The organism is Streptomyces sp. NPDC104831 (genome assembly GCF_055583025.1).
Genome location: NZ_JBVJOT010000022.1, coordinates 114,430 through 134,658, shown reverse-complemented (window position 1 = coordinate 134,658; position 20,229 = coordinate 114,430). Strand labels below are relative to the sequence as shown.

Annotated in this window: 5 protein-coding genes; all 5 read left to right on the top strand. The window is 74.9% G+C overall.

From position 1 onward, the window contains the following. The coding region (locus tag ACZ63H_RS17345) for an SDR family NAD(P)-dependent oxidoreductase (RefSeq protein WP_469865835.1) at window positions 1–6,836 on the top strand (6,836 nt) is incomplete at its 5' end. A 4-nt stretch (window positions 6,837–6,840) separates the two neighbouring features. Further along, on the top strand, window positions 6,841–15,237 hold the full coding sequence (locus ACZ63H_RS17340; RefSeq protein ID WP_469865833.1) for an SDR family NAD(P)-dependent oxidoreductase: 8,397 nt from the start codon (window positions 6,841–6,843) through the stop codon (window positions 15,235–15,237). Continuing rightward, the gene (locus ACZ63H_RS17335; protein ID WP_469865831.1) at window positions 15,230–17,650 is read left to right on the top strand and encodes a thioester reductase domain-containing protein; all 2,421 of its coding nucleotides are present in this window, start codon (window positions 15,230–15,232) and stop codon (window positions 17,648–17,650) included. The genes ACZ63H_RS17340 and ACZ63H_RS17335 overlap by 8 nt, the downstream gene beginning before the upstream one ends. Continuing rightward, window positions 17,647–18,783 carry an alpha/beta hydrolase gene (locus ACZ63H_RS17330; protein WP_469865829.1) on the top strand — a complete coding sequence of 379 codons (1,137 nt, stop codon included), beginning with the start codon at window positions 17,647–17,649 and terminating at the stop codon, window positions 18,781–18,783. Before ACZ63H_RS17335 ends, ACZ63H_RS17330 begins: the two co-directional genes overlap by 4 nt. Next, a complete protein-coding gene (locus ACZ63H_RS17325) occupies window positions 18,780–20,219 on the top strand; it encodes an MFS transporter (protein ID WP_469865827.1) in 1,440 nt (479 codons plus the stop codon). Before ACZ63H_RS17330 ends, ACZ63H_RS17325 begins: the two co-directional genes overlap by 4 nt. Window positions 20,220–20,229 lie beyond the last annotated feature (10 nt).

Here is a 20,229-nt window from a genome sequence, read left to right as displayed (position 1 = left end):
GTCTGGCTTTGTTCGACGCGGCGCTGGCCGCCGACCGGGCCGTCGTGGTGCCGGTCCGGCTCGACCTGCCCGGGCTGCGCGACCGCGCCGCCCAGGACACCCTGCCGTCTCTCTTCGCATCCCTCGTCCGTGCCCCGGCCCGGCGTGCCACGGCGGTCGACGGCGCAGCGCGGGAGTCCTCCTGGCCGGCGCGGATGGCGACACTGGACGAGGACGAACGAGCCTCGGAACTGGCGGAGTTGGTACGCACACAGGTGTCCCTCGTGCTGGGGCACGGTTCGGCCGCCTCGGTGGATCCGGAGCGGGCGTTCCGGGAGATGGGCTTCGACTCGTTGACGGGTCTGGAGCTGCGGCAGCGGTTGCAGGCCGTGACCGGGCTGCGGCTGCCGTCGACGCTGGTCTTCGACTACCCCACGCTCAACGCCCTGGCCGGATTCCTCGGCGAGCAGGTCGAGGGCACGTCCAGCGGCCCGGCCGTTCCCTCCCCGGCCGCCGCCGTCGCGGACGACGACCCGATCGTCATCGTCGGCATGGCCTGCCGCTTCCCGGGCGGCATCGACTCGCCCCGGCAACTGTGGCAGGCCACCCTGGACGGTCTCGACGCGACCTCGCAGTTCCCCGCCGACCGCGGCTGGGACATCGAGGCGCTGTACGACCCCGACCCCGGCCGGCTGGGGAAGACGTACACACGGCGCGGCGGCTTCCTGCACGACGCGGCCGTGTTCGAACCGGAGTTCTTCGGGATCAGTCCGCGCGAGGCGGCGGCGATGGACCCGCAGCAGCGGCTGCTGCTGGAGACATCATGGGAGGCGCTGGAGCGGGCCGCCATCGACCCGTCCTCCCTGCGCGGCAGCCGGACCGGCGTGTTCACCGGTCTCATGGCGATGGAGTACGGCCCGCCGCTGCACGAGCCCGTCGAGGGCATGGAGGGCTTCCGCATGCTCGGCAGCTCGTCGAGCGTGGCCTCGGGCCGGATCTCGTACCTGCTGGGTCTGGAGGGTCCGGCGATGACGGTGGACACGGCCTGCTCGTCGTCGTTGGTGGCGTTGCATCTGGCGGCGCAGGCGTTGCGCAACGGGGAGTGCTCGCTGGCGTTGGCGGGTGGTGTGACGGTGATGTCGACGCCGACGACGTTCGTGGAGTTCTCCCGGCAGCGGGCGATGTCGCCGGACGGGCGGTGCAAGGCGTTCTCGGACGCGGCCGACGGTGCGGGCTGGTCGGAGGGCGTGGGTCTGCTCGTGGTGGAGCGGTTGTCGGACGCGCGGCGCCTTGGGCACCGGGTGCTGGCGGTGGTGCGGGGTTCGGCGGTGAACCAGGACGGTGGCAGCAATGGTCTGACGGCGCCGAACGGTCCGTCCCAGCAGCGTGTGATCCGGGCGGCGTTGTCGAGTGCGCGGTTGTCGCCCGCGGACGTGGACGTGGTGGAGGCGCACGGCACGGGGACGGCCCTCGGTGATCCGATCGAGGCGCAGGCGCTGCTGGCGACCTACGGCCAGGACCGGGAGCGGCCCCTGTGGCTTGGCTCGTTGAAGTCGAACATCGGGCACACGCAGGCCGCGGCGGGTGTGGCGGGTGTGATCAAGATGGTGGAGGCGATGCGCCACGGCCTGATGCCGCGCACCCTGCACGTCGACGAGCCGTCGCACCACGTCGACTGGGAGTCCGGCGCGGTACGGCTGCTGACCGCGCCGCAGGAGTGGCCGGAAGTGGACCGGCCGCGCCGCTCGGCGGTGTCCTCCTTCGGCATCAGCGGCACCAACGCGCACGTCATCCTCGAAGCCCCGCCCGAGGACCCCGAAGGCACCACGGCGCCCGAGTCGGCCGCCGACACCCCGGTGATCCCCTGGGTGCTGTCCGCGCGGACCGCCGACGGCGTGCGGCGCCAGGCGGAGCGGCTGCTCGCCCGGATCGAGGACGCCCCCGCCCTCGACCCCCGCGACATCGGCTTCACCCTGGCCGCCGGCCGCGCCCTCATGGACCACCGGGCCGTCCTGCTCGGCACCGACCGCACGGCCCTCACCGGCGCGCTGGCCGCCCTGGCCCGGGGCGAGGAGACCCCGGACGCCGTCGTCGGCACGGCCGGCGCCGCGGGGACCGGGGGACTGGCCCTGGTGTTCTCCGGACAGGGATCGCAGCGCGCCGGCATGGGCCGCGAACTGTACGAGCGGTACCCGGTCTACGCCGAGACCTTCGACACCGTGTGCGCCGCGGTGGACGCCCACCTCGACGGATACGCCGAACACCCCCTCAAGGAGGTCGTGTTCGCGTCGGCGGACTCCCCGCCGGCCCGGCTGCTGCACCAGAGCATGTACACCCAGACCGCGCTGTTCGCCGTGGAGTACGCGACCCTGGAACTGCTGCGCTCCTGGGGAGTACGGCCCGACTACGTCATGGGACACTCCCTCGGCGAGATCACCGCGGCCTGCGCGGCGGGCGTGCTGTCCCTGGCCGACGCGTGCGCCCTGGTCGCGGCGCGCGGCCGGCTGATGCAGGCGTTGCCGCAGGGCGGCGCGATGGTGGCGGTCGCCGTCGGCGAACAGGAGGCACGGGCGTACCTGGAGCGGGCGGCGCTGACGGACACGGTCGGCATCGCCGCGGTCAACGGCCCGGAAGCGGTGGTCGTCTCCGGTGACGAGGCCGGAACCCTGGCCGTCGCCGAGCACTTCCGGGCCGCCGGCCGCCGCGTGCGCCGGCTCCCGGTGTCGCACGCGTTCCACTCCCACCGCATGGACGCGATGCTCGGCGACTTCGCCGACGCGCTGGCCGGCCTGGACTTCCGGGCGCCACGCGTCCCGGTCGTCTCCAACGTCACGGGCACCCTCGCCGACGGCGAGCGGCTGCGCACCCCCGGCTACTGGGTGGAGCACGTCCGTACCGCCGTGCGCTTCGCCGACGGGGTACGGTGCCTGGCCGAGCGGGGAGTCACCGCCTACCTGGAGATCGGGCCGGACGCCGTCGTCACCCCGATGGTGCACGCGACGCTCGACACGGTCCTCGACGACGGCGACTACGTCGCCACGGCGGCGCTCACCGCCGGCCGGCCCGAACCGCTCGCCCTGGCCCGCGCGCTCGCCCTCCCCTTCACGGCCGGCCGGCCCCTGGCCTGGGACCGGCTGCTGCCCGGCGGGCGCCGGGTGGAGCTGCCCGGCTACCCGTTCGCCGGACAGCGCTACTGGCAGTCGGCCGACGCGACCACGGCGGGCCTGCGGGCCGCCGGGCTCGACGTCATGCGGCATCCGCTGCTCGGCGCCGCCGTGCACCTCCCCGACGGCCAGACCGTCCTCACCGGGCGGGTGCTGCCCACGGCACACCCCTGGCTCGCCGACCACGCGGTGGGCGGCACCGCCCTGCTGCCCGGCACCGCGTTCCTCGAACTCGCCCTGCACGCGGGCGGCGTCACCGGCTGCCCGGCCGTGGAGGAACTGACCCTGCACACCCCCCTCGTCCTGCCCGCCGACAGCGCCGTCTACCTCCAGGTGGTCGTCGGCGCCCCCGACGAGTCGGGCCGCCGCACCGTCACCGTCCACTCCTCGGCGACACCGCCCACCTCCGCCGCCCCGGCCGAACCACCGGCCCGGCACGCGGCCGGCGTCCTCGCCCCCACGGCCCCGCGGCCCGGCCCGGCACCGGACTGGCCGCCGGCCGGCGCCCGACCCGTACCGCTGGACGGGTTCTACGACGGCATGGCCGAGCGCGGCTACGGCTACGGCCCGGCGTTCCACGGCCTGCGCGCCGCCTGGCGCACCGCCGACGAGCTGTACGCGGAGGTCGAACTGCCCATCGAGCCGGGCGGGTTCGGCATCCACCCGGCCCTGCTGGACGCCGCCCTGCACACCGTCGCCCTCGGGCTGCCCGCCCTGGACGGCACCGACGGAGCCCGGCCGCTGCTGCCGTTCTCCTGGACCGGCGTCACCCTGGACGCGACCGGCGCGGCGGTGCTGCGGGTACGGCTCGCCGCCTCCGGCGACGGCACCGTCACCCTGTCCGCCGTGGACCCGGCCGGGCAGCCCGTCATCACCGTGGACGCGCTGGCGCTGCGGCCGATGAACGCGGTCGCGGCACCGGACCCGGACGGCGGACTCCACCTGCGCTGGCGCCCCCTGCCGGTCACGGACCCGGGCGAGCCGCCGGCCGGCCTCACCGTCGCCCCCGTCGAACCGGGCGGCGACCTCCGTGCCCGTCTGACCGAAGTGCTCGCGCTCACCCAGGAGTTCCTCGCCGACCCGGCCACCGCCACCGCACGGCTCGCCGTCGTCACCCAGGGCACGCTCATGGAGCGGCCCGACCCGGTCACCGCCGCCGTGTGGGGCATGCTGCGCTCCGCACAGGCCGAACACCCCGGCCGGCTGCTGCTCGTGGACGTGGACACCCGGACCGACCGGGCGCTGGCCCTGGCGGTCGCCACCGGTGAACCGCAGGTCGCCGTCCGGGACGGCCGGCCGTACGCGCCCCGGCTGACCCGCACCGGCACCGCCCTGCTGCCGCTGCCCGACGCGCCCACCTGGCGGCTGCGGGCCACCGGCCCCGGAGACGCGGACGGCCTCGTCCTCGTCGCCGGACCGGACCGCACCGGCCCGCTGGAGACCGGCCAGGTCCGGGTGGCGATGCGCGCGGCCGGTATCGGCACCGACGGCCGGTCCGCCACGGAAGGCGCCGGCGTCGTCACCGAAACCGGCCCCGGAGTCACCGGACTCCTGCCCGGCGACCGGGTGTTCGGCCTCTTCCCGAGCGGCGACGCCCTGTCCCGCGAGGCCGTCACCGACCACCACTGCCTGGCCCCGCTGCCGAGCGGCTGGAGCTTCGCGCAGGCCGCGGCGGCCCCGCGGGCGTTCCTCACCGCCTGGCACGCCCTCGTGGACACGGCCGGCCTACGGCCCGGGCAGCGCGTGCTGATCCACACCGACGCCACGGACAGCGGCCTGGCGGCCGTCCGGCTCGCCCGTCACCTGGGCGCCGAGGTGTACGCCACCGCGCCCGCCGAGGCCCGGGAGGAACTGCGCGCCCTCGGCCTGGACGAAGCCCACGTGGCGAAGCCGGGGCCCGACGAGTTCCCCAAGGAGATCCCGACGGGACTCGACATCGTCCTCGGCCCGCGGACCGGGGACACGGCGGACGCGTCCGCTCCGCTGCTCGCGCCGGACGGCGTGTACGTGAGCCCGGCGGACGGGGCCGCGGCCCCGGGCGACGCCGGACACCCGGCCGTGGACGACGACGGCCGTCCGGCCGCACACGAGGGCGCACCCGCGGCTCGGGCCGAGGAGGGCCCTGCCCCCGCACCGGTCGCACCCCGCGCCGGCGACCCCGCCCCCCAGGGGCCGAACCTCGCGGCCCTCGCCGGGCTCTTCCGCGACGGCGCCCCCCGGCCGCTGCCGGTCCGTGCCCACGACGTACGCGCCGCCGCCGAGGCCCACCGGCAGGCCGCGCCCGGCCGCGCCGGCGGGACGGTCCTGACCATCCCCCGGGCCCTCGACCCCGACGGCACGGTGATCGTGACCGGCGCCGGCGGCACCCTGGCCCGGCTGGTCGTCCGACGGCTCGTCGCCGAGCACGGCGTCCGGCATCTGCTGCTGCTCAGCCGCAGCGGCGCGACCCTGCCCGAGGACCTGCTCGACCGGGGAGCGACCGCGCTGTCGGTCGCCTGCGACGTCGCCGACCGCGACCAGCTCGCCCGGGCGCTGGCCCGCATCCCGGCCGGACATCCGCCGACCGCCGTGGTGCACACCGCCGGCGTCCTCGACGACGGCGTCCTGGACTCCCTCACCCCGCAGCGCCTCGACACCGTACTGCGGCCGAAGGCGGACGCGGTGCGCCACCTGCACGAACTGACGGCGGACGCCGACCTCGCGGCCTTCGTGGTGTTCTCCTCGGCTGCCGGTGTGCTGGGCTCGCCCGGCCAGGCCAACTACGCCGCCGCCAACGCCTACCTGGACGCGTTCGCCGCCCGCCGGCACGCGGCCGGCCGGCCCGCGGTCTCCCTCGCCTGGGGCATGTGGACCGAGACCAGCGCCATGACGGCCGGACTCGGCACCGCCGACCACGGCCGGATCGCCCGCACCGGACTGCTGCCCACCACCGCCGAGGAGGGCCTGGCCGCGTTCGACCGGGCACTCACCGCGGCCGTACCGGTCGTCGTCCCGGTCCGGGTCGACACCGGCGCCCTGCGCGCCGACACCGCCCCGGCGCTCCTGCGCGACCTGGTGCCGGCCGCGCACCGGCGGACCGCCGGACAGGCCGCTGCCACGGCGCCGGAGGAATCCCTGCGGGACCGGCTGGGCCGGCTGCCCGCCGAACGGCGCCGGGAGACGCTGCTCGACCTGCTGCTCGCCGACGTGGCCCAGGTGCTCGGCCACGGCGACCCGCGCCGGATCGGCGCCGACGAGGCCTTCCGCGACCTCGGCTTCGACTCGCTCACCGGAGTCGAACTGCGCAACAGGATCAACGCCCGGACCGGCCTGAAGCTCAGCGCCACCGCCGTGTTCGACCATCCCAGCCCGAGCGCCCTCGCCGACCACCTGCTGCACCGTCTCACCCCGGCGCCCGAACCGGCCGGGGAGCCCGACCGGGCGACGTACGAGCAGGTGATGGCCGACCTCACCCGCATCAGGAACCACCTGACCGCCCTGGACCTGACCGGTGCCCAGCGCACCGCGCTGGCCGAGACGTTCCGCGGCATCTCGGAGCCGTGGACGGCACCGGGGTCCACGGCGGTGGCCGAAGAACACGGGCCGGCCGGCCTCGAATCCGCGACCGCGGCGGAAGTCCTCGACTTCGTCACCCACAGCCTCGGCATCTCCGTCTCCGGCGACGAATCGCCCACCGACCCCAGTGGAGAGTGAGCTCATGCCCACCGAAGAAGAGCTGCTGAAGTACCTCAAGGCGGTCTCCGAGGAACTGCACGGCACGCGCGGCCGGCTCCAGGCGCTGGAAGGCCGCCGCACCGAACCCGTCGCGATCGTCGGCATGGCCTGCCGGCTGCCCGGCGGGATCGGCTCCCCGGACCACCTGTGGGACCTCGTAGTCAAGGGAGAGGACGCGGTCGGGGAGTTCCCCGCCGACCGGGGCTGGGACGTGGAAGCGCTGTACGACCCCGAACCGGGCAGCACCGGGAAGACCTACACCCGCTCCGGGGGCTTCCTGACCGGCGCGGCCGACTTCGACCCGGCGTTCTTCGGGATCGCCCCGCGCGAGGCCCTGGTCATGGACCCCCAGCAGCGGCTGATGCTGGAGACCTCCTGGCAGGCCCTGGAGGACGCCGGGATCAATCCGCAGCGCCTCAAGGGCACCCGTACCGGCGTCTTCGCCGGCTCCTTCCACCACGACTACGACCCGGGCGGCGGCAGCGTCGGCAGCCTCGTCTCCGGGCGTGTCGCCTACCACCTGGGGCTCCAGGGCCCCGCCGTCACCGTGGACACGGCGTGCTCGTCGTCACTCGTGGCACTGCACCAGGCGGTGCGGTCGCTGCGCGAGGGCGAATGCACCCTGGCGCTGGCCGGCGGCGTGACCGTCCTGTCCACCCCCGCCGTCTTCGTCGAGTTCTCCCGCCAGCGCGGCCTCGCCCCCGACGGCCGCTGCAAGTCGTACGCCACCGCCGCCGACGGCACGGGCTGGGGCGAAGGCGTCGGGGTGCTCGTCCTCGAACGGCTCTCCGACGCCGAGCGGAACGGCCACCGTGTCCTGGCGGTGGTGCGCGGCACCGCCGTCAACCAGGACGGCGCGTCCAACGGCCAGACCGCGCCCAACGGGCCCGCCCAGCAGCGGGTCATCCAGGACGCCCTGGCCGCCGCCCGGCTGACCCCCGCCGACGTCGACGCCGTCGAGGGCCACGGCACCGGCACCACCCTCGGCGACCCCATCGAGGCCCAGGCACTGCTGGCCGCCTACGGCCAGGACCGCGAACGGCCCCTGTGGCTGGGCTCGCTGAAGTCGAACATCGGACACACCCAGGCCGCCGCCGGTGTCGCGGGTGTCATCAAGATGGTGCAGGCCATGCGCCACGGCGTACTCCCGCGCACCCTGCACGTCGACGAGCCGTCGCACCACGTCGACTGGAGCGAGGGCCACGTCCGGCTGCTCACCGAGAACCAGCCGTGGCCCGAGACCGGACGCCCCCGCCGCGCGGGCGTCTCCTCCTTCGGCTACAGCGGCACCAACGCGCACGTCGTCCTCGAACAGGCCCCGGCCCGGGAGGAGAAGCCGGCCGACCCGCAACGGGGCCCCCTGCCCTGGGTGTTGTCGGCGCGTAGTGGTGCGGCCTTGGGGGAGCAGGCGGTGCGGTTGCTGGAGCGGGTGGGGGAGGGCGCGGAGTTGGACGCGCGGGATGTGGCGTTCACGCTGGCGTCGGGGCGTGCGGTGCTGGAGCACCGGGCGGTGGTGCTTGGTGCGGATGTGGGTGAGCTGACGTCGCGTCTGGGTGAGTTGGCGGCGGGTCGTGAGGTGGGGGGTGTGGTGTCGGGGCGTTCGGGTGCGGCGTCTGGTGTGGTGTTTGTGTTTCCGGGTCAGGGGTCGCAGTGGGTGGGTATGGCGCGGCAGTTGTTGGAGTTGTCGCCGGTGTTTGCGGGGCGGATGGGGGAGTGTGCGGCGGCGTTGGAGCCGTTTGTGGAGGGGTGGGATTTGTTGGGTGTGGTGCGTGGTGGGGATGAGGGGTTGTTGGGTCGGGTGGATGTGGTGCAGCCGGTGTTGTTTGCGGTGATGGTGTCGTTGGCGGAGGTGTGGCGGTCGTTGGGGGTGCGGCCGGCGGCTGTGGTGGGTCATTCGCAGGGGGAGATTGCTGCGGCGTGTGTGGCGGGTGGGTTGTCGTTGGGGGATGCGGCGCGGGTGGTGGCGTTGCGGTCGCGTGCGATTGCGGCGTTGTCGGGGCGGGGTGGGATGGTGTCGGTGCTTGCTCCGGTGGAGCGGGTGGTGGGGTGGTTGTCGGGTGGGTTGCAGGTTGCGGTGGTCAATGGTCCGGAGCAGGTGGTGGTGTCGGGGGCTCCGGGTGAGCTGGATGTGTTTGTGTCCCGGTGTGGGGTGGAGGGTGTGCAGGTGCGGCGGGTCGCGGTGGATTATGCGTCGCATTCTCCGCAGGTGGAGGGTTTGCGGGGGGAGTTGCTGGATGTGCTCGGTGGGATCGGGCCGGTTTCGGGTGGGGTGCCGTTGGTGTCGACGGTGACGGGTGGGGTGGTGGATACGGGGGTGATGGGTGCGGAGTACTGGTTTACGAATCTGCGGGAGACGGTGCGTTTCGACCGTGCGCTGGAGACGTTGCTGGAGGCCGGGCACCGGGTCTTCATCGAGGTCAGCCCGCACCCCGTCCTCCTCGGAGCCGTGGTCCAGAACGCCGACCACAAGGGCGTGACCGGCGTGACCGCGGTGGGCACCCTGCGCCGTGACGAAGACGAGATGCCGAGGCTGTTGCAGCACGCGGCCGAGGTGTTCGTCGCCGGCGTGGACGTCGACTGGCCGGTGTGGACGGGGGAAGGACGGCTGGTGGACCTGCCCGCCTACCCGTTCCAGCACCGGCGTTACTGGCAGCCCGCCGTCACCGGCGCCGACGTCGGCGCCGTAGGACTCGACGCCGTACGGCACCCCTTCCTGGGCGCCGCGCTCACCCTGGCGGGCGGCGAGGACATCGTCCTGACCGGGCGGCTCTCGCGCACGGCCCAGCCCTGGCTGGCGGACCACGCCGTCTTCGGCACCGTGCTCCTCCCCGGCACCGCCTTCGTCGAACTGGCACTGCGCGCCGCGGAAGAGGCCGGATGCGCCGGCGTACGGGACCTGACCCTGCACGCGCCGCTGTCCCTGCCCGAGCACGGCGAGACCGACCTGCAGGTGCAGGTGGGAGCGGCCGGCGCCACGGGCCGCACGGTGGAGGTCCACTCCCGCCCGCACGGCACCCGGGAGTGGACCCACCACGCGAGCGGAGTCCTGGTCGAGGAACCCGCCGCCGTGCCACCGGAGACCGGCCGGCCGCCGTACGGCACGGCCTGGCCGCCCGAGCCGGCAGACCGGCTCGACCCGGCCGCCCACTACGCGGCGCTGGCCGGCATCGGGCTGGAGTACGGCCCGGCGTTCCAGGGGCTGTCGGACGTATGGCGGTCCGGTGACGAGGTGTTCGCGCAGGTCACCCTGCCCGGCCGGCAGGCGGAGGACGCGGCGCGGTTCACCCTCCACCCGGCGCTGCTGGACGCGGCGCTGCAAGCGGCGGCGGCACGCGGGACGGAGGGCGGCGCCGGGCGCACACCGCTGCCGTTCTCCTTCGGCCGGGTCACCGTGTACGGGCGGGGCGCGAGCGAGCTGCGGATCCGCATCGCGCCGAGCGGCCCGGACACCTTCACGGTGGAGGCGGCCGACCCGGCGGGCGTCCCCGTCGCCCGCATCGACTCCCTGCTGGTGCGCACCGTGACCGCCGACGACCTCGCCCTCCCGGACAGCAGCACCCGGGCGCTGCTGTCCGTCGAGTGGACCGAGCACGACCAGGCCCCGGCCGCCGACGACGGCCCCGGCGCGCCGGAACCGACGCTGCTGAAGGTCACCGGCGCGGCAGCGGACACCGGGGACACGCCGGCCCGGATCCGTGCGGTGCTCCACGAGACCCTGCGCGGTCTCCAGGAGTGGCTGGCGCGGGACCGGCCCGCCGGGGAGCGGCTGGTCGTCGTCACCCGCGGGGCCGTGCCGACCGGCGCCGAGGCCGAGGGCACGCCGCTCGACCTCGCCCACGCCGCGGTGTGGGGACTGGTGCGGGCGGCCCGCGCGGAGAACCCCGGCCGGATCGTCCTGGTCGACACCGACCCCGAGGAGAACGGCCCGGAAGAGGACGGCACCGGCCCTCTCGCCCGCCTCGACGAGGAGATCCTCGGCGCCGTGCGCTCGGGACGGCCCGAGCTGGCACTCCGGTCCGGCCGCCGGTACGTGCCCGCGCTCCGCAGGCAGGCGGCGGACCCGGCCGGCGACGTCCGCGCCGCCCTCGGCACGGGCACCGTCCTGATCACCGGCGGTACGACGGGAATCGGCGCTCAGGTGGCCCGGCACGTCGCCCGCCTCGGCGCCCGGCACCTGCTGCTGCTGTCCCGGCGCGGCCCCGGCGCGGAGGGCGTCGAGGCGCTGCGGGACGAACTCACGGCCGCCGGTGCCGAGGTCACCGTACTGGCCTGCGACGTCGCCGACCGCGCCCAGCTGGAGCAGGCGCTCGGCGAGATCCCGGAACGGTACCCGCTGACCGCCGTCATCCACTCGGCGGGCGTCCTGCACGACGGCACGATCGAATCGGTCGACGCCGACGGCCTGGACCGGGTGCTGCGGCCCAAGACCGACGCCGCCTGGCACCTGCACGAGCTGACGGCGGCCGCTGACCTGTCCGCCTTCGTGGTGTTCTCGTCCGTCGCGGGCGTCCTCGGCGGGGCCGGACAGGGCGGCTACGCCGCCGCGAACGCCTTCCTCGACGCCCTGACGGAGCACCGCCGCCGCACCGGCCTGCCCGGCCTGTCGCTGGCCTGGGGCCTGTGGGCCGAGGCCACCGGAATGACCGGACACCTCGCCGAGACGGACCTGGAACGGATCAGCCGCGGCGGGATCAGCCCGCTCGCCACCGAACAGGGGCTCACCCTCCTGGACGCCGCGCTGACCCGGCACGCCCGCGCCGACGGCACCGGTCACGCCGTACTGGTGGCGGCGGCCCTCAACCTGCCCGTCCTGCGCACCACCGAACCCGCCCTGCTGCCCCCGCTGCTGGCCGCGCTCGTGCCCGCGCGCCGCCGGGCCGCCGCGCCCGCGTCCGCGACGCGGGCCGGCGCCGCGGGACCCGTGGTGCCGACCACCCGGGAGGCGGTGGTGGAGCGGCTGCGGTACCGGTTCGCGCGCACCATGGGCTTCGACGCCGAGGACCTCGACCCGGCCGCCTCCCTGGTCGGACAGGGCCTGGACTCCGTGATGGCCATGCAGATCCGCAGCCTCGTCGAGGCCGACTTCGGCCAGAGCCTGCCGATCGCGACGATGTTCAACGGAGCCACCCTCGACAGCCTCGCCGACCACATCCTCGCCGAGGCCGGGGCCGGCCCCGAGGCGGCCGGCCCCGAGGGGGTGACGCCGTCCCCGGCGAACGCGGCGGACCCCTCGGACACCGGCGTCCCCGACGTCGCACACCACCCCGCCACCCGGGACGTCGTACGGCTGCTGCGCGCCGAGCAGCACGGCACCCCCAGTGTCACCCACCACATCGGGCTGGCCGTACGACTCGACACACCGACCACCGCCGACCGTCTCACCGAGGCGGTCTCCCGGCTCGCCGGCCGGCACGCGGCGCTGCGCACCGCGATCGTCGCGGACACCGACGGCGGACAGCGGCTGGAGGTCCGCCGCACCCCGGCGGGCGAACTGGTGCGCTGGAGCGCGGTCGAGGACGGCACCGACCCGGACCGGCGGCTGTGCGCGGTGATGGAACCGCCGTTCGACCTGACCCGCTCCCCGCTGTGGCGGTTCGAACTGCTCGCCTACCCGTCGGGCGACCAGATACTGGTCTTCGGCGCGCACCACGCCGTGTCCGACCTCGCGTCCCTCATGCTCGTCGCCCACGGACTCGGCGCCGAACTGACCGGCCAGGCACCGCCCGCCGCCGTCACCAACCGCGACATCGACCTCCTGCTACGGGCCCAGGCGACCCCGCCCGACCGTCCCGGCGCACCGGCCGGCGAGCGGGCCGCCGCCGGGGACTGGCGCGACGACTTCGCCGGGGTCCGGCGGCTCGACCTGGAACTGGCCCGCCCCCGCCCCGCCCGGCGCTCGCACCGCTCGGCCATGCACCTGGCCGACCTGCCGCCCGAGCTGGCGCGGCGGGTGGCGGACCGGGCGACCCGGCTGGGCATCACGCCCGCCGCGTTCTGGCTCGGCGCGCTGACGCTGCACCTGGCGCGGCTGCGCGCCCGGGACCGGTTCGTGCTGGCGGTGCCGGTGGACACCCGCATGCACGTCGGCGCGCTCGACGCCGTCGGATACTTCGGCCTGCCCATCCCGTTCGCCGCCCAGGTCGAGCCCGGCGACACCGGCACCGACGTGCTGCGGCGCACCGACGGGCGGCTCAGCCGGGTGCTCGAACGCGGCATCACCTTCTTCGACGCCATGCCGGCGCTGGTCCAGGAGGGGCTGCACCGCAAGGACGCCCCGCTGGTGGAGGTGTACTTCAACTACATGCCGCCGCAGGCCGGGGCCGCGGAGGGCCTTCGCGTCCTGCCGGCGGGCACCGGCTACTCCGACCTGGACCTGATGGTCACGGTGATGCCGGGCCTCGGGAAGGTGGGACTGGAGTACAACACCGACGTCCTGGACGACGCGCACTGCGCGGCTCTGGCCGAGGGTGTCCTCGCCGTCGCGGCCCGACTGGCCGACGAGCCCGATGCGGTGGTCGTGGAGCCCGCGGCACGCGCGTCCGCCGACGGTTCCCCCACCGCCCCGGCCGGCCCGGCGCCCACCGGCACCGTTCCGGTGCCCGGCCCCCACCACGCGTCCGGGGAGGCGACCGGCCCGACCCCGCACGGCGCTCCCGTCACCCCGCGGGCCCCCGCCCCCGCCGGCCAGGACGACGCCCCCGCCGACGGCGGCCACCCGGCCGGCCAGATCGCGGTGGCGGCCACCTTCGCCCTCGGCAACCTCCCGGCGCTGCTGACGGTCGCCCTGGAGGACACCGACGTGGAGGGCGGCCCCTACGACGTCGTGGAGGCGCCGTACCACCAGGTCCTGGCCGCCCTGCACGACCCGGACGGCGTCCTCGCCCAGCCGGCCACCGCCGCCGGCCTGGTGCTGCTCCGTCCCGGCGACCTGATCCGGTTCGCCCCGCAGGACACCGGCCTGCTCGGCCAGCTCGCCGAGGAGTACCCGGCCGCGCTGCGCGCCCTCGCCGACCGCACCCGCACCCCGCTCGTCGTCGCCTTCCTCCCGGAGCGGTCGCGGGACGAGCGGCTGCGCGCCTGGGAACGGCAGGTGACGGAGCGACTGGCCGACCAGCCGGGCATCGCCGTCCTGTCCGCCGACTCCTGGGCCGGCGACCTGGCCGCCGACGGCGAGAGCGGCCCCGCCGAGGCCGCCCCCGGCACCCTCGACGGCGTCTTCGACCGGCACACCGACGACATCGCCCACCTGCCGTTCCAGGAGGAGTTCCAGGCGGTGGTCGCGCTGCGCCTCGCCGATGTGGTCTGGAAGATCCGCCGCCGCGCGCCGAAGGTCATCGTGGTCGACGGCGACGAGACGCTGTGGAGCGGCATCGCCGGCGAGGCCGGACCGGAGAACGTCGACCTGACCGGCCCCCGCGCGCTGCTCGCCCGCCGGCTGCTGCAGTGGCGGGCGGCCGGCGTGCTGCTCGCCCTCGTCTCCAACAACGACGAGGAGACCGTGCACGGCGTCCTCGACCGGCCGGACAGCCTGCTGCGCCGGGAGCACTTCGCCGCCGTCTCCGCGGCCTGGGAACCGAAGTGGACCAGGATCGTGCGGATCGCCGAAGACCTGAACCTCGGTCTGGACAGCTTCCTCTTCCTGGACGACAACCCGGTGGAGATCGCGGGGGTGCGCGCCCGGCTGCCCGAGGTGCTCAGCCTGACCTGCCCGCCCGCCGCCGAACTCGCCGACTTCGTCACCCGGCTGTGGCCCATGGTGCCGCGCGCGGCCACCACGGAGGACGCCTCCCGCGCCGAGTTCTACCGGCAGGAACGGGTACGCGACGCGGCCCGCGCCCAGCTGGGGTTCGCGGACTTCCTGGAGAACCTCAAGCTGGAACTGGACATCGAGCCGGTCGGCACCGACACGGCCGAACGCACCATCCAGCTCAGCAGGCGCACCAACCAGTTCAACCTCCGGCCCCTGCCGCTGGACGCCGCCCGGCTCGAACGGCTGTGCCAGGAGGGCGAGGTGTGGACGGCGACCGCACGCGACCGGTTCGGCGCGTACGGGCAGATCGGCGTCCTCGCCGTCCGGCCCGACGACGGCGTACTGGAGGTCGTCGCCTGGATGATGAGCTGCCGGGTCCTCGGCCGCGGCGTCGAGGACCGGCTGCTGGCCTGGCTGGCCGACCGCGCGGACGCCCTCGGGTGCGCGACGGTACGGATCGTGGCCGAGAACACCCCACGCAACATTCCGGCACGGCGGCTCGTCTCCCGCCTGGGCGGCGGCGAGGTCGACGCGCCCCGGCTGGAGACGGCCCTGGCGCCGGAGCAACTCCGGGAGTTCCGTTCCTGGGACCTCGGATCGGACATCGCAGTGGAGGTCAGCAATGCCTGAGGCGGGCGGCGGCACGAGCCGCGACCGCAGTGTCAGCCGTCGGCCCGACGAGGAGGTGATCGAGCGGCGCGGTCCCGGCCGCGGCCAGGCGGCCGACCTGCTGGCCCGCTTCCGCAAGTCGACGACCGGCCCGGCCCCGCAGAACCCCGCCGGCCCGGCCACCCGAACACCTTCGGGCCCGGTCACCCACACGACCCCGGGGCCGGTCCCACAGGCACCGGCCGGCCCGGCGGTGGCGCACCCCACCGCCGCCGAACCGCTCGCCACGGCCATCGCCGGCCTCGCCGCCCGCTTCCTGCCGGACGGCGCGGCCGACCTGGACACGGACCTGTTCGACGCCGGCCTGTCCTCCGTGGACGCGGTCGAACTCGTCGCGCTGATGACCCGCGAACTCGATCTGCGGATGAGCCTGGACGACGTCTTCGCGGACGCCCGCCCCCGGCGCCTGGCCCAGCGCGCCACCGGCACCACCGCGACGGCGGCCACGCCCCTTCCCGCGGCCCCGGCCTCCGCGGCGGCCGACGGCGCCGATACCGCGGCGGCCGAGGACGTGCGGACCATCCTCGCCGACCTGGCGCTGGCCGACCGCCTGCCGTTCAGCCGGCAGGCCGAGCGGGTCCGGCCGCGCCGGATCCTGCTCACCGGCGCCACCGGGTTCCTCGGCAGCCACATGCTGCTGGACCTGCTGCGCCAGAGCGACGCGGAGGTGGTGTGCCTGGTGCGCGCGGCCGACGACACGGCCGCCGCGGAACGCCTCGGCCAGGCCCTGGCGGGCTACGAGCAGCCGTGGACGTTCGAGGTGCGGCGGCGGGTCACCGTACTCGCCGGGGACATCCGCCGGCCGCGGCTCGGCCTGGCACCGGAACGCTGGGACAGCCTCGCCCACGAGACCGACTCCATCGTCAACGTCGCCGCCGCCGTGGACTTCCTGCGCGGCTACCCCTCCCTGCGGCAGACCAACGTACTGGGCCCGCTGCACCTCGCCGAGCTGGCGATGACCGGCCGGCCCAAGCCGCTGCACCACATCTCGTCGGTCGCCGTCTTCAACGAGGTCGGGATCGCCACGATGGCCGAGGACGACCCGATCGCCCACCTCGACCGGCTGTTCGCGGGCTACGACAAGTCCAAGTGGGCCGCCGAGGCCGCGCTGCGCCGGGCCCGCGAACACGGGCTGACCGTGACCTTCCTGCGGCCGGGCGCCATCGGCGGGCACAGCCGCACCGGCGTGTACAACCCGAGCGACCTGAGCACGGGGCTGATCGGGGCGATCTCCCGCTTCCGCACCGTACCGGCGTTCCGGTACCTGAACCTGGCGCCGGTGGACTGGGTCGGCAAGGTCGCCGCCGCCATCGTCCTCGACCCGCGGGCATGGGGCCGCAACTACCACCTGACCGGCCGCGCGGAGACCCTGCCGGAACTGGTCAAGGACATGAAGCTGGCCGGGATGAACGTCCGCACCACGGGCTGGCAGCAGTGGCGCGAGGAACTGCTGCGGCGCCAGGAGACCGACCCGGTGCCCGAACTCGACTTCCTGGCCCGCATCCTGAGCAGTCCGACCGCCGTCAAGCTCTTCGAGGCGCTGATGTTCGGCCCGGCGGCGGACGCCGAACGCACCGAGGAGTTCCTGGCCCGCAACGAACTGCCGCTGCCCGAACGCTACGGCTCCGAGGCCCAGTTGAAGGCGTTCGAGCGGATGGCACGCGACGGCGTGGCCCGGCTGCCCAGCCGCGAGGACCCGCCGTACCTGTCGTTCCGGGAACGGATGAAGGGCCAGGTCGGACCGGTCGGCCAGGCCCCCGACACCACCTGCCGGACGGCGTTCACGCTCTCCATCGCGAGCATGTACCAGGTCGTCCGGCACCGCAGGGTCGACGTCCGCGGCCAGGTCTTCTGCGAGCGGCTGCACGCCGAGCCGCTGACCGTGCTGGACGGCGAGATCTGGGTCCGCCCCGACGAGGGCGTACCGCACCGGCACGGCAACGACCACCCGCTGCTGCGCTACCGCCTCACCCTCGAGGACCGCGACGGCGGCCGGTGGTGGCTGGAGGGCTGGAAGACGGCCCGGGCCCGGCGCGACTTCTGGGCGCAGACCCGCACATTGGAGATCACGATCGGCCGCGAGGGCGAGCCGGCGAGCCTCGCCGGTGTGGTCCGGGTCCCGGGCCGCAGCTACGTGCCCGACCAGATCGACGGCATCCGGGTCGACCCGCGCCTGTCGTCGCAGGAGCAGCGGCTGGCCAAACTCAGCTGGCTGTCGTGGTTCTTCGTCCAGGTCGGCATGGGGCTGGCGGAGCCGTCGATGCGGGCCGCGGCCGAACTGCTGGACCTGCGGCGGGACGCGATCGACCGGGACAAGGACAAGCTGCGGCACAAGTTCAGGAAGCTGATGATCCAGAAAGAGGAGATCCGATGACGCCGAGGCCCCTTCACCACGCCCTCGGCGCCCGGGTCGAGGACATCCCGTTCACCGCGTCCGACGGCACCCGGCTCGGACTGACCCGCGTCGTGGCCGGTGACGGCGCGGACCGGCCGCCCGTCCTGGTCCTGCACGGGCTGACAGCCTCCTCCGACATGTTCGTCCTGCCCGAGACCCGCAACCTGGTCGACGTCCTGCTGGACGCGGGCTACGAGCCGTGGCTGCTCGACTGGCGGGGCAGCTGCCGGCTGCCGTACAACGAGGGCCGGGTGCGGTACACCTTCGACGACGTGGCCCTCTACGACATCCCCGAGGCCGTCTCCCTGGTGCGCCGGCACACCGACGGCCGTCCGCTGCTGGTCGTCGCGCACTGCATCGGCGCCCTGTGCCTGTCGCTGAGCATGACGGCCGGGCTGGTACCGGGGCTGGCCGGCGTGGTCGCGCAAGGGGTGTTCCTCACGCCGAAGATGTCCTGGAAGACCCGGGCCCGGCTGCACTTCGGCGGAGAGCTGCTGCGGTCCCGGTTCGCGCACATCCCCACCGACATCAAGAAGGTGGGACTGTGGTCGAAGTACTCCCTGCTGTTCGCGGAGGTCTCCCTCGGCGCCGAGTGCAAGGACCCCAACTGCCAGATCCTGCACAATGACTCGTGGGGCGTGGGCGGTTCGCTGTTCGTGCACGACAACCTCGACCGGCGCACCCACGACCGCCTCGCCGACCTGTACGGCACCGTGCCCATGTGGGTCCTGCCGCACCTGCGCGCCACCGAACTGGCCCACACCATGATGCGGTTCAACGACGCCGACGGCCGCTACGACGTGCTGCCGAAGAACGCGCTGGACCACGCCGACCGCATCGACGCCCCGCTGATGCTGCTGTCCGGGGACGAGAACCGCTTCTGGTACGACTCCAACAAGCTGTGCCACGAGATCCTCGGCCGCCGGCATCCGGGCCTCGACGTCCGGTACGTGGAGGTGCCGGGCTACGGCCACCTCGACACGTTCATCGGCCGGGGCGCCGCGCTGGACGTGTTCGGGCACATCGTGGACTTCCTCGACGAGTGCCGGCGGGCCGGCGAACGCCCGCGACTCGTCCCCTCCGCGGGTCCGCGCGCGCAAGGGCCCCGGTGACCCCGGACGACATCCGGCGGGGCGGCGCGCGCGGGGCCGGTGCGGTGCTGCCGGTCATCGTCCTCGCGGTGTTCACGGTCCCGCTGTCGGTGTCCGGCACGGCCGTGTCGCTGGGCGACATCGCCCGCGACCTCGGGTCCTCCTCCCTGGGGGAGCAGTGGGCGCTCAACGGGTTCACGCTGACCTTCGCCTGCTCCACGCTGGTGTGGGGCTCCGTCGCGGACGTCCTCGGCCGCTGGCGGTCGCTCCTGGCCGGGCTGGTGACGTTCGGCGCCGGGTCGGCCGCCAGCCTGGTCGCGGCCGACTACTGGATGCTGGACTCCGCCCGGCTGCTGGCGGGCGCGGGCGCGGGCGCCGTGTTCTCGGTGGGGTCGGCGATGCTGTCGTCGGTGTACCGCGGTGAGCGCCGTACGCGTGCCTTCGCCGTGCTGGGCTCGGTCGCGGGCCTCTCCCTCGCCTTCGGCCCGACGCTGTGCGGTGTGCTCACCCAGCTCGTCGGCTGGCGTCTGGTCTACGCGGCACAGCTGTGCTGCCTGGCCGTCGCCTGCGCCGGCATGCCGCTGATCCGCCGGGCCACGGCGCACGAACGCCGCCGCGCGGCCCGCGTCGACGTCGCCGGCGCGGTGCTCTTCTGCGCGGCGACGACCCTGCTGCTCGGCGGGCTGGCGCTCGGCTCGGCGACCGGCTGGGCCTCCCCGCCGTTCCTCCTCTGCACGGCCGCCGGACTCGCCGGCTACGGCCTCTTCGTCCGCCGCGAGTCCACCACGCCGGACCCCCTGCTGAGTCTGCGCACCCTGCGCGACCGGCGCTTCGCCGCGCTGACCCTCGTCGTCGCGGTCTCCTCGTTCACCTTCACCGACGCGGTCGCCTACCTGCCGGTGTTCTTCCAGGGCGCCTACGGCTCCTCGGCGGGCGCCAGCGGCGCGTTCCTGATGTTCCTGACCCTGCCCGTCCTCGCCACCCCACTGGTCGCCGGCCGCCTGGCGGCCCGGGGTACGGCCGTCGACAAGATCCTGATCGCGAGCATCGCCCTGCTCGTCGCGGGTCTGCTGGCGACGGGCGCGACCGCCCCCCGGGGCATGGCCTGGATGGCACTCCCCATGGTGGTCGTCGGCATCGGCTTCGGACTCCAGGCCGGCCTGGTCGACGGCGAGGCGCTGGCCCGACTCCCGGAGAACGAGGCGGGCATGGCGGCCGGCTGGATCAACACCGTCCGCCTCGGCAGCGAGGCGATCGGCGTGTCCCTCTTCGGCTCCCTCTTCGCGGCCTTCTCCGGCGACACCGCACACGCCTCCCGCCCCGGCTTCGCCTGGATCACCCTCGCCTCCACGGCCCTGGCGGCGGCGATCGGCACGGCGTCCCTCCCCCTCCTGCGCCACCCCCGCCCGGTGGAGGCGCACAGGAAGGGCGATCGCCGGCGGGCCCGGCCGTCGTAGTGGACCGGTG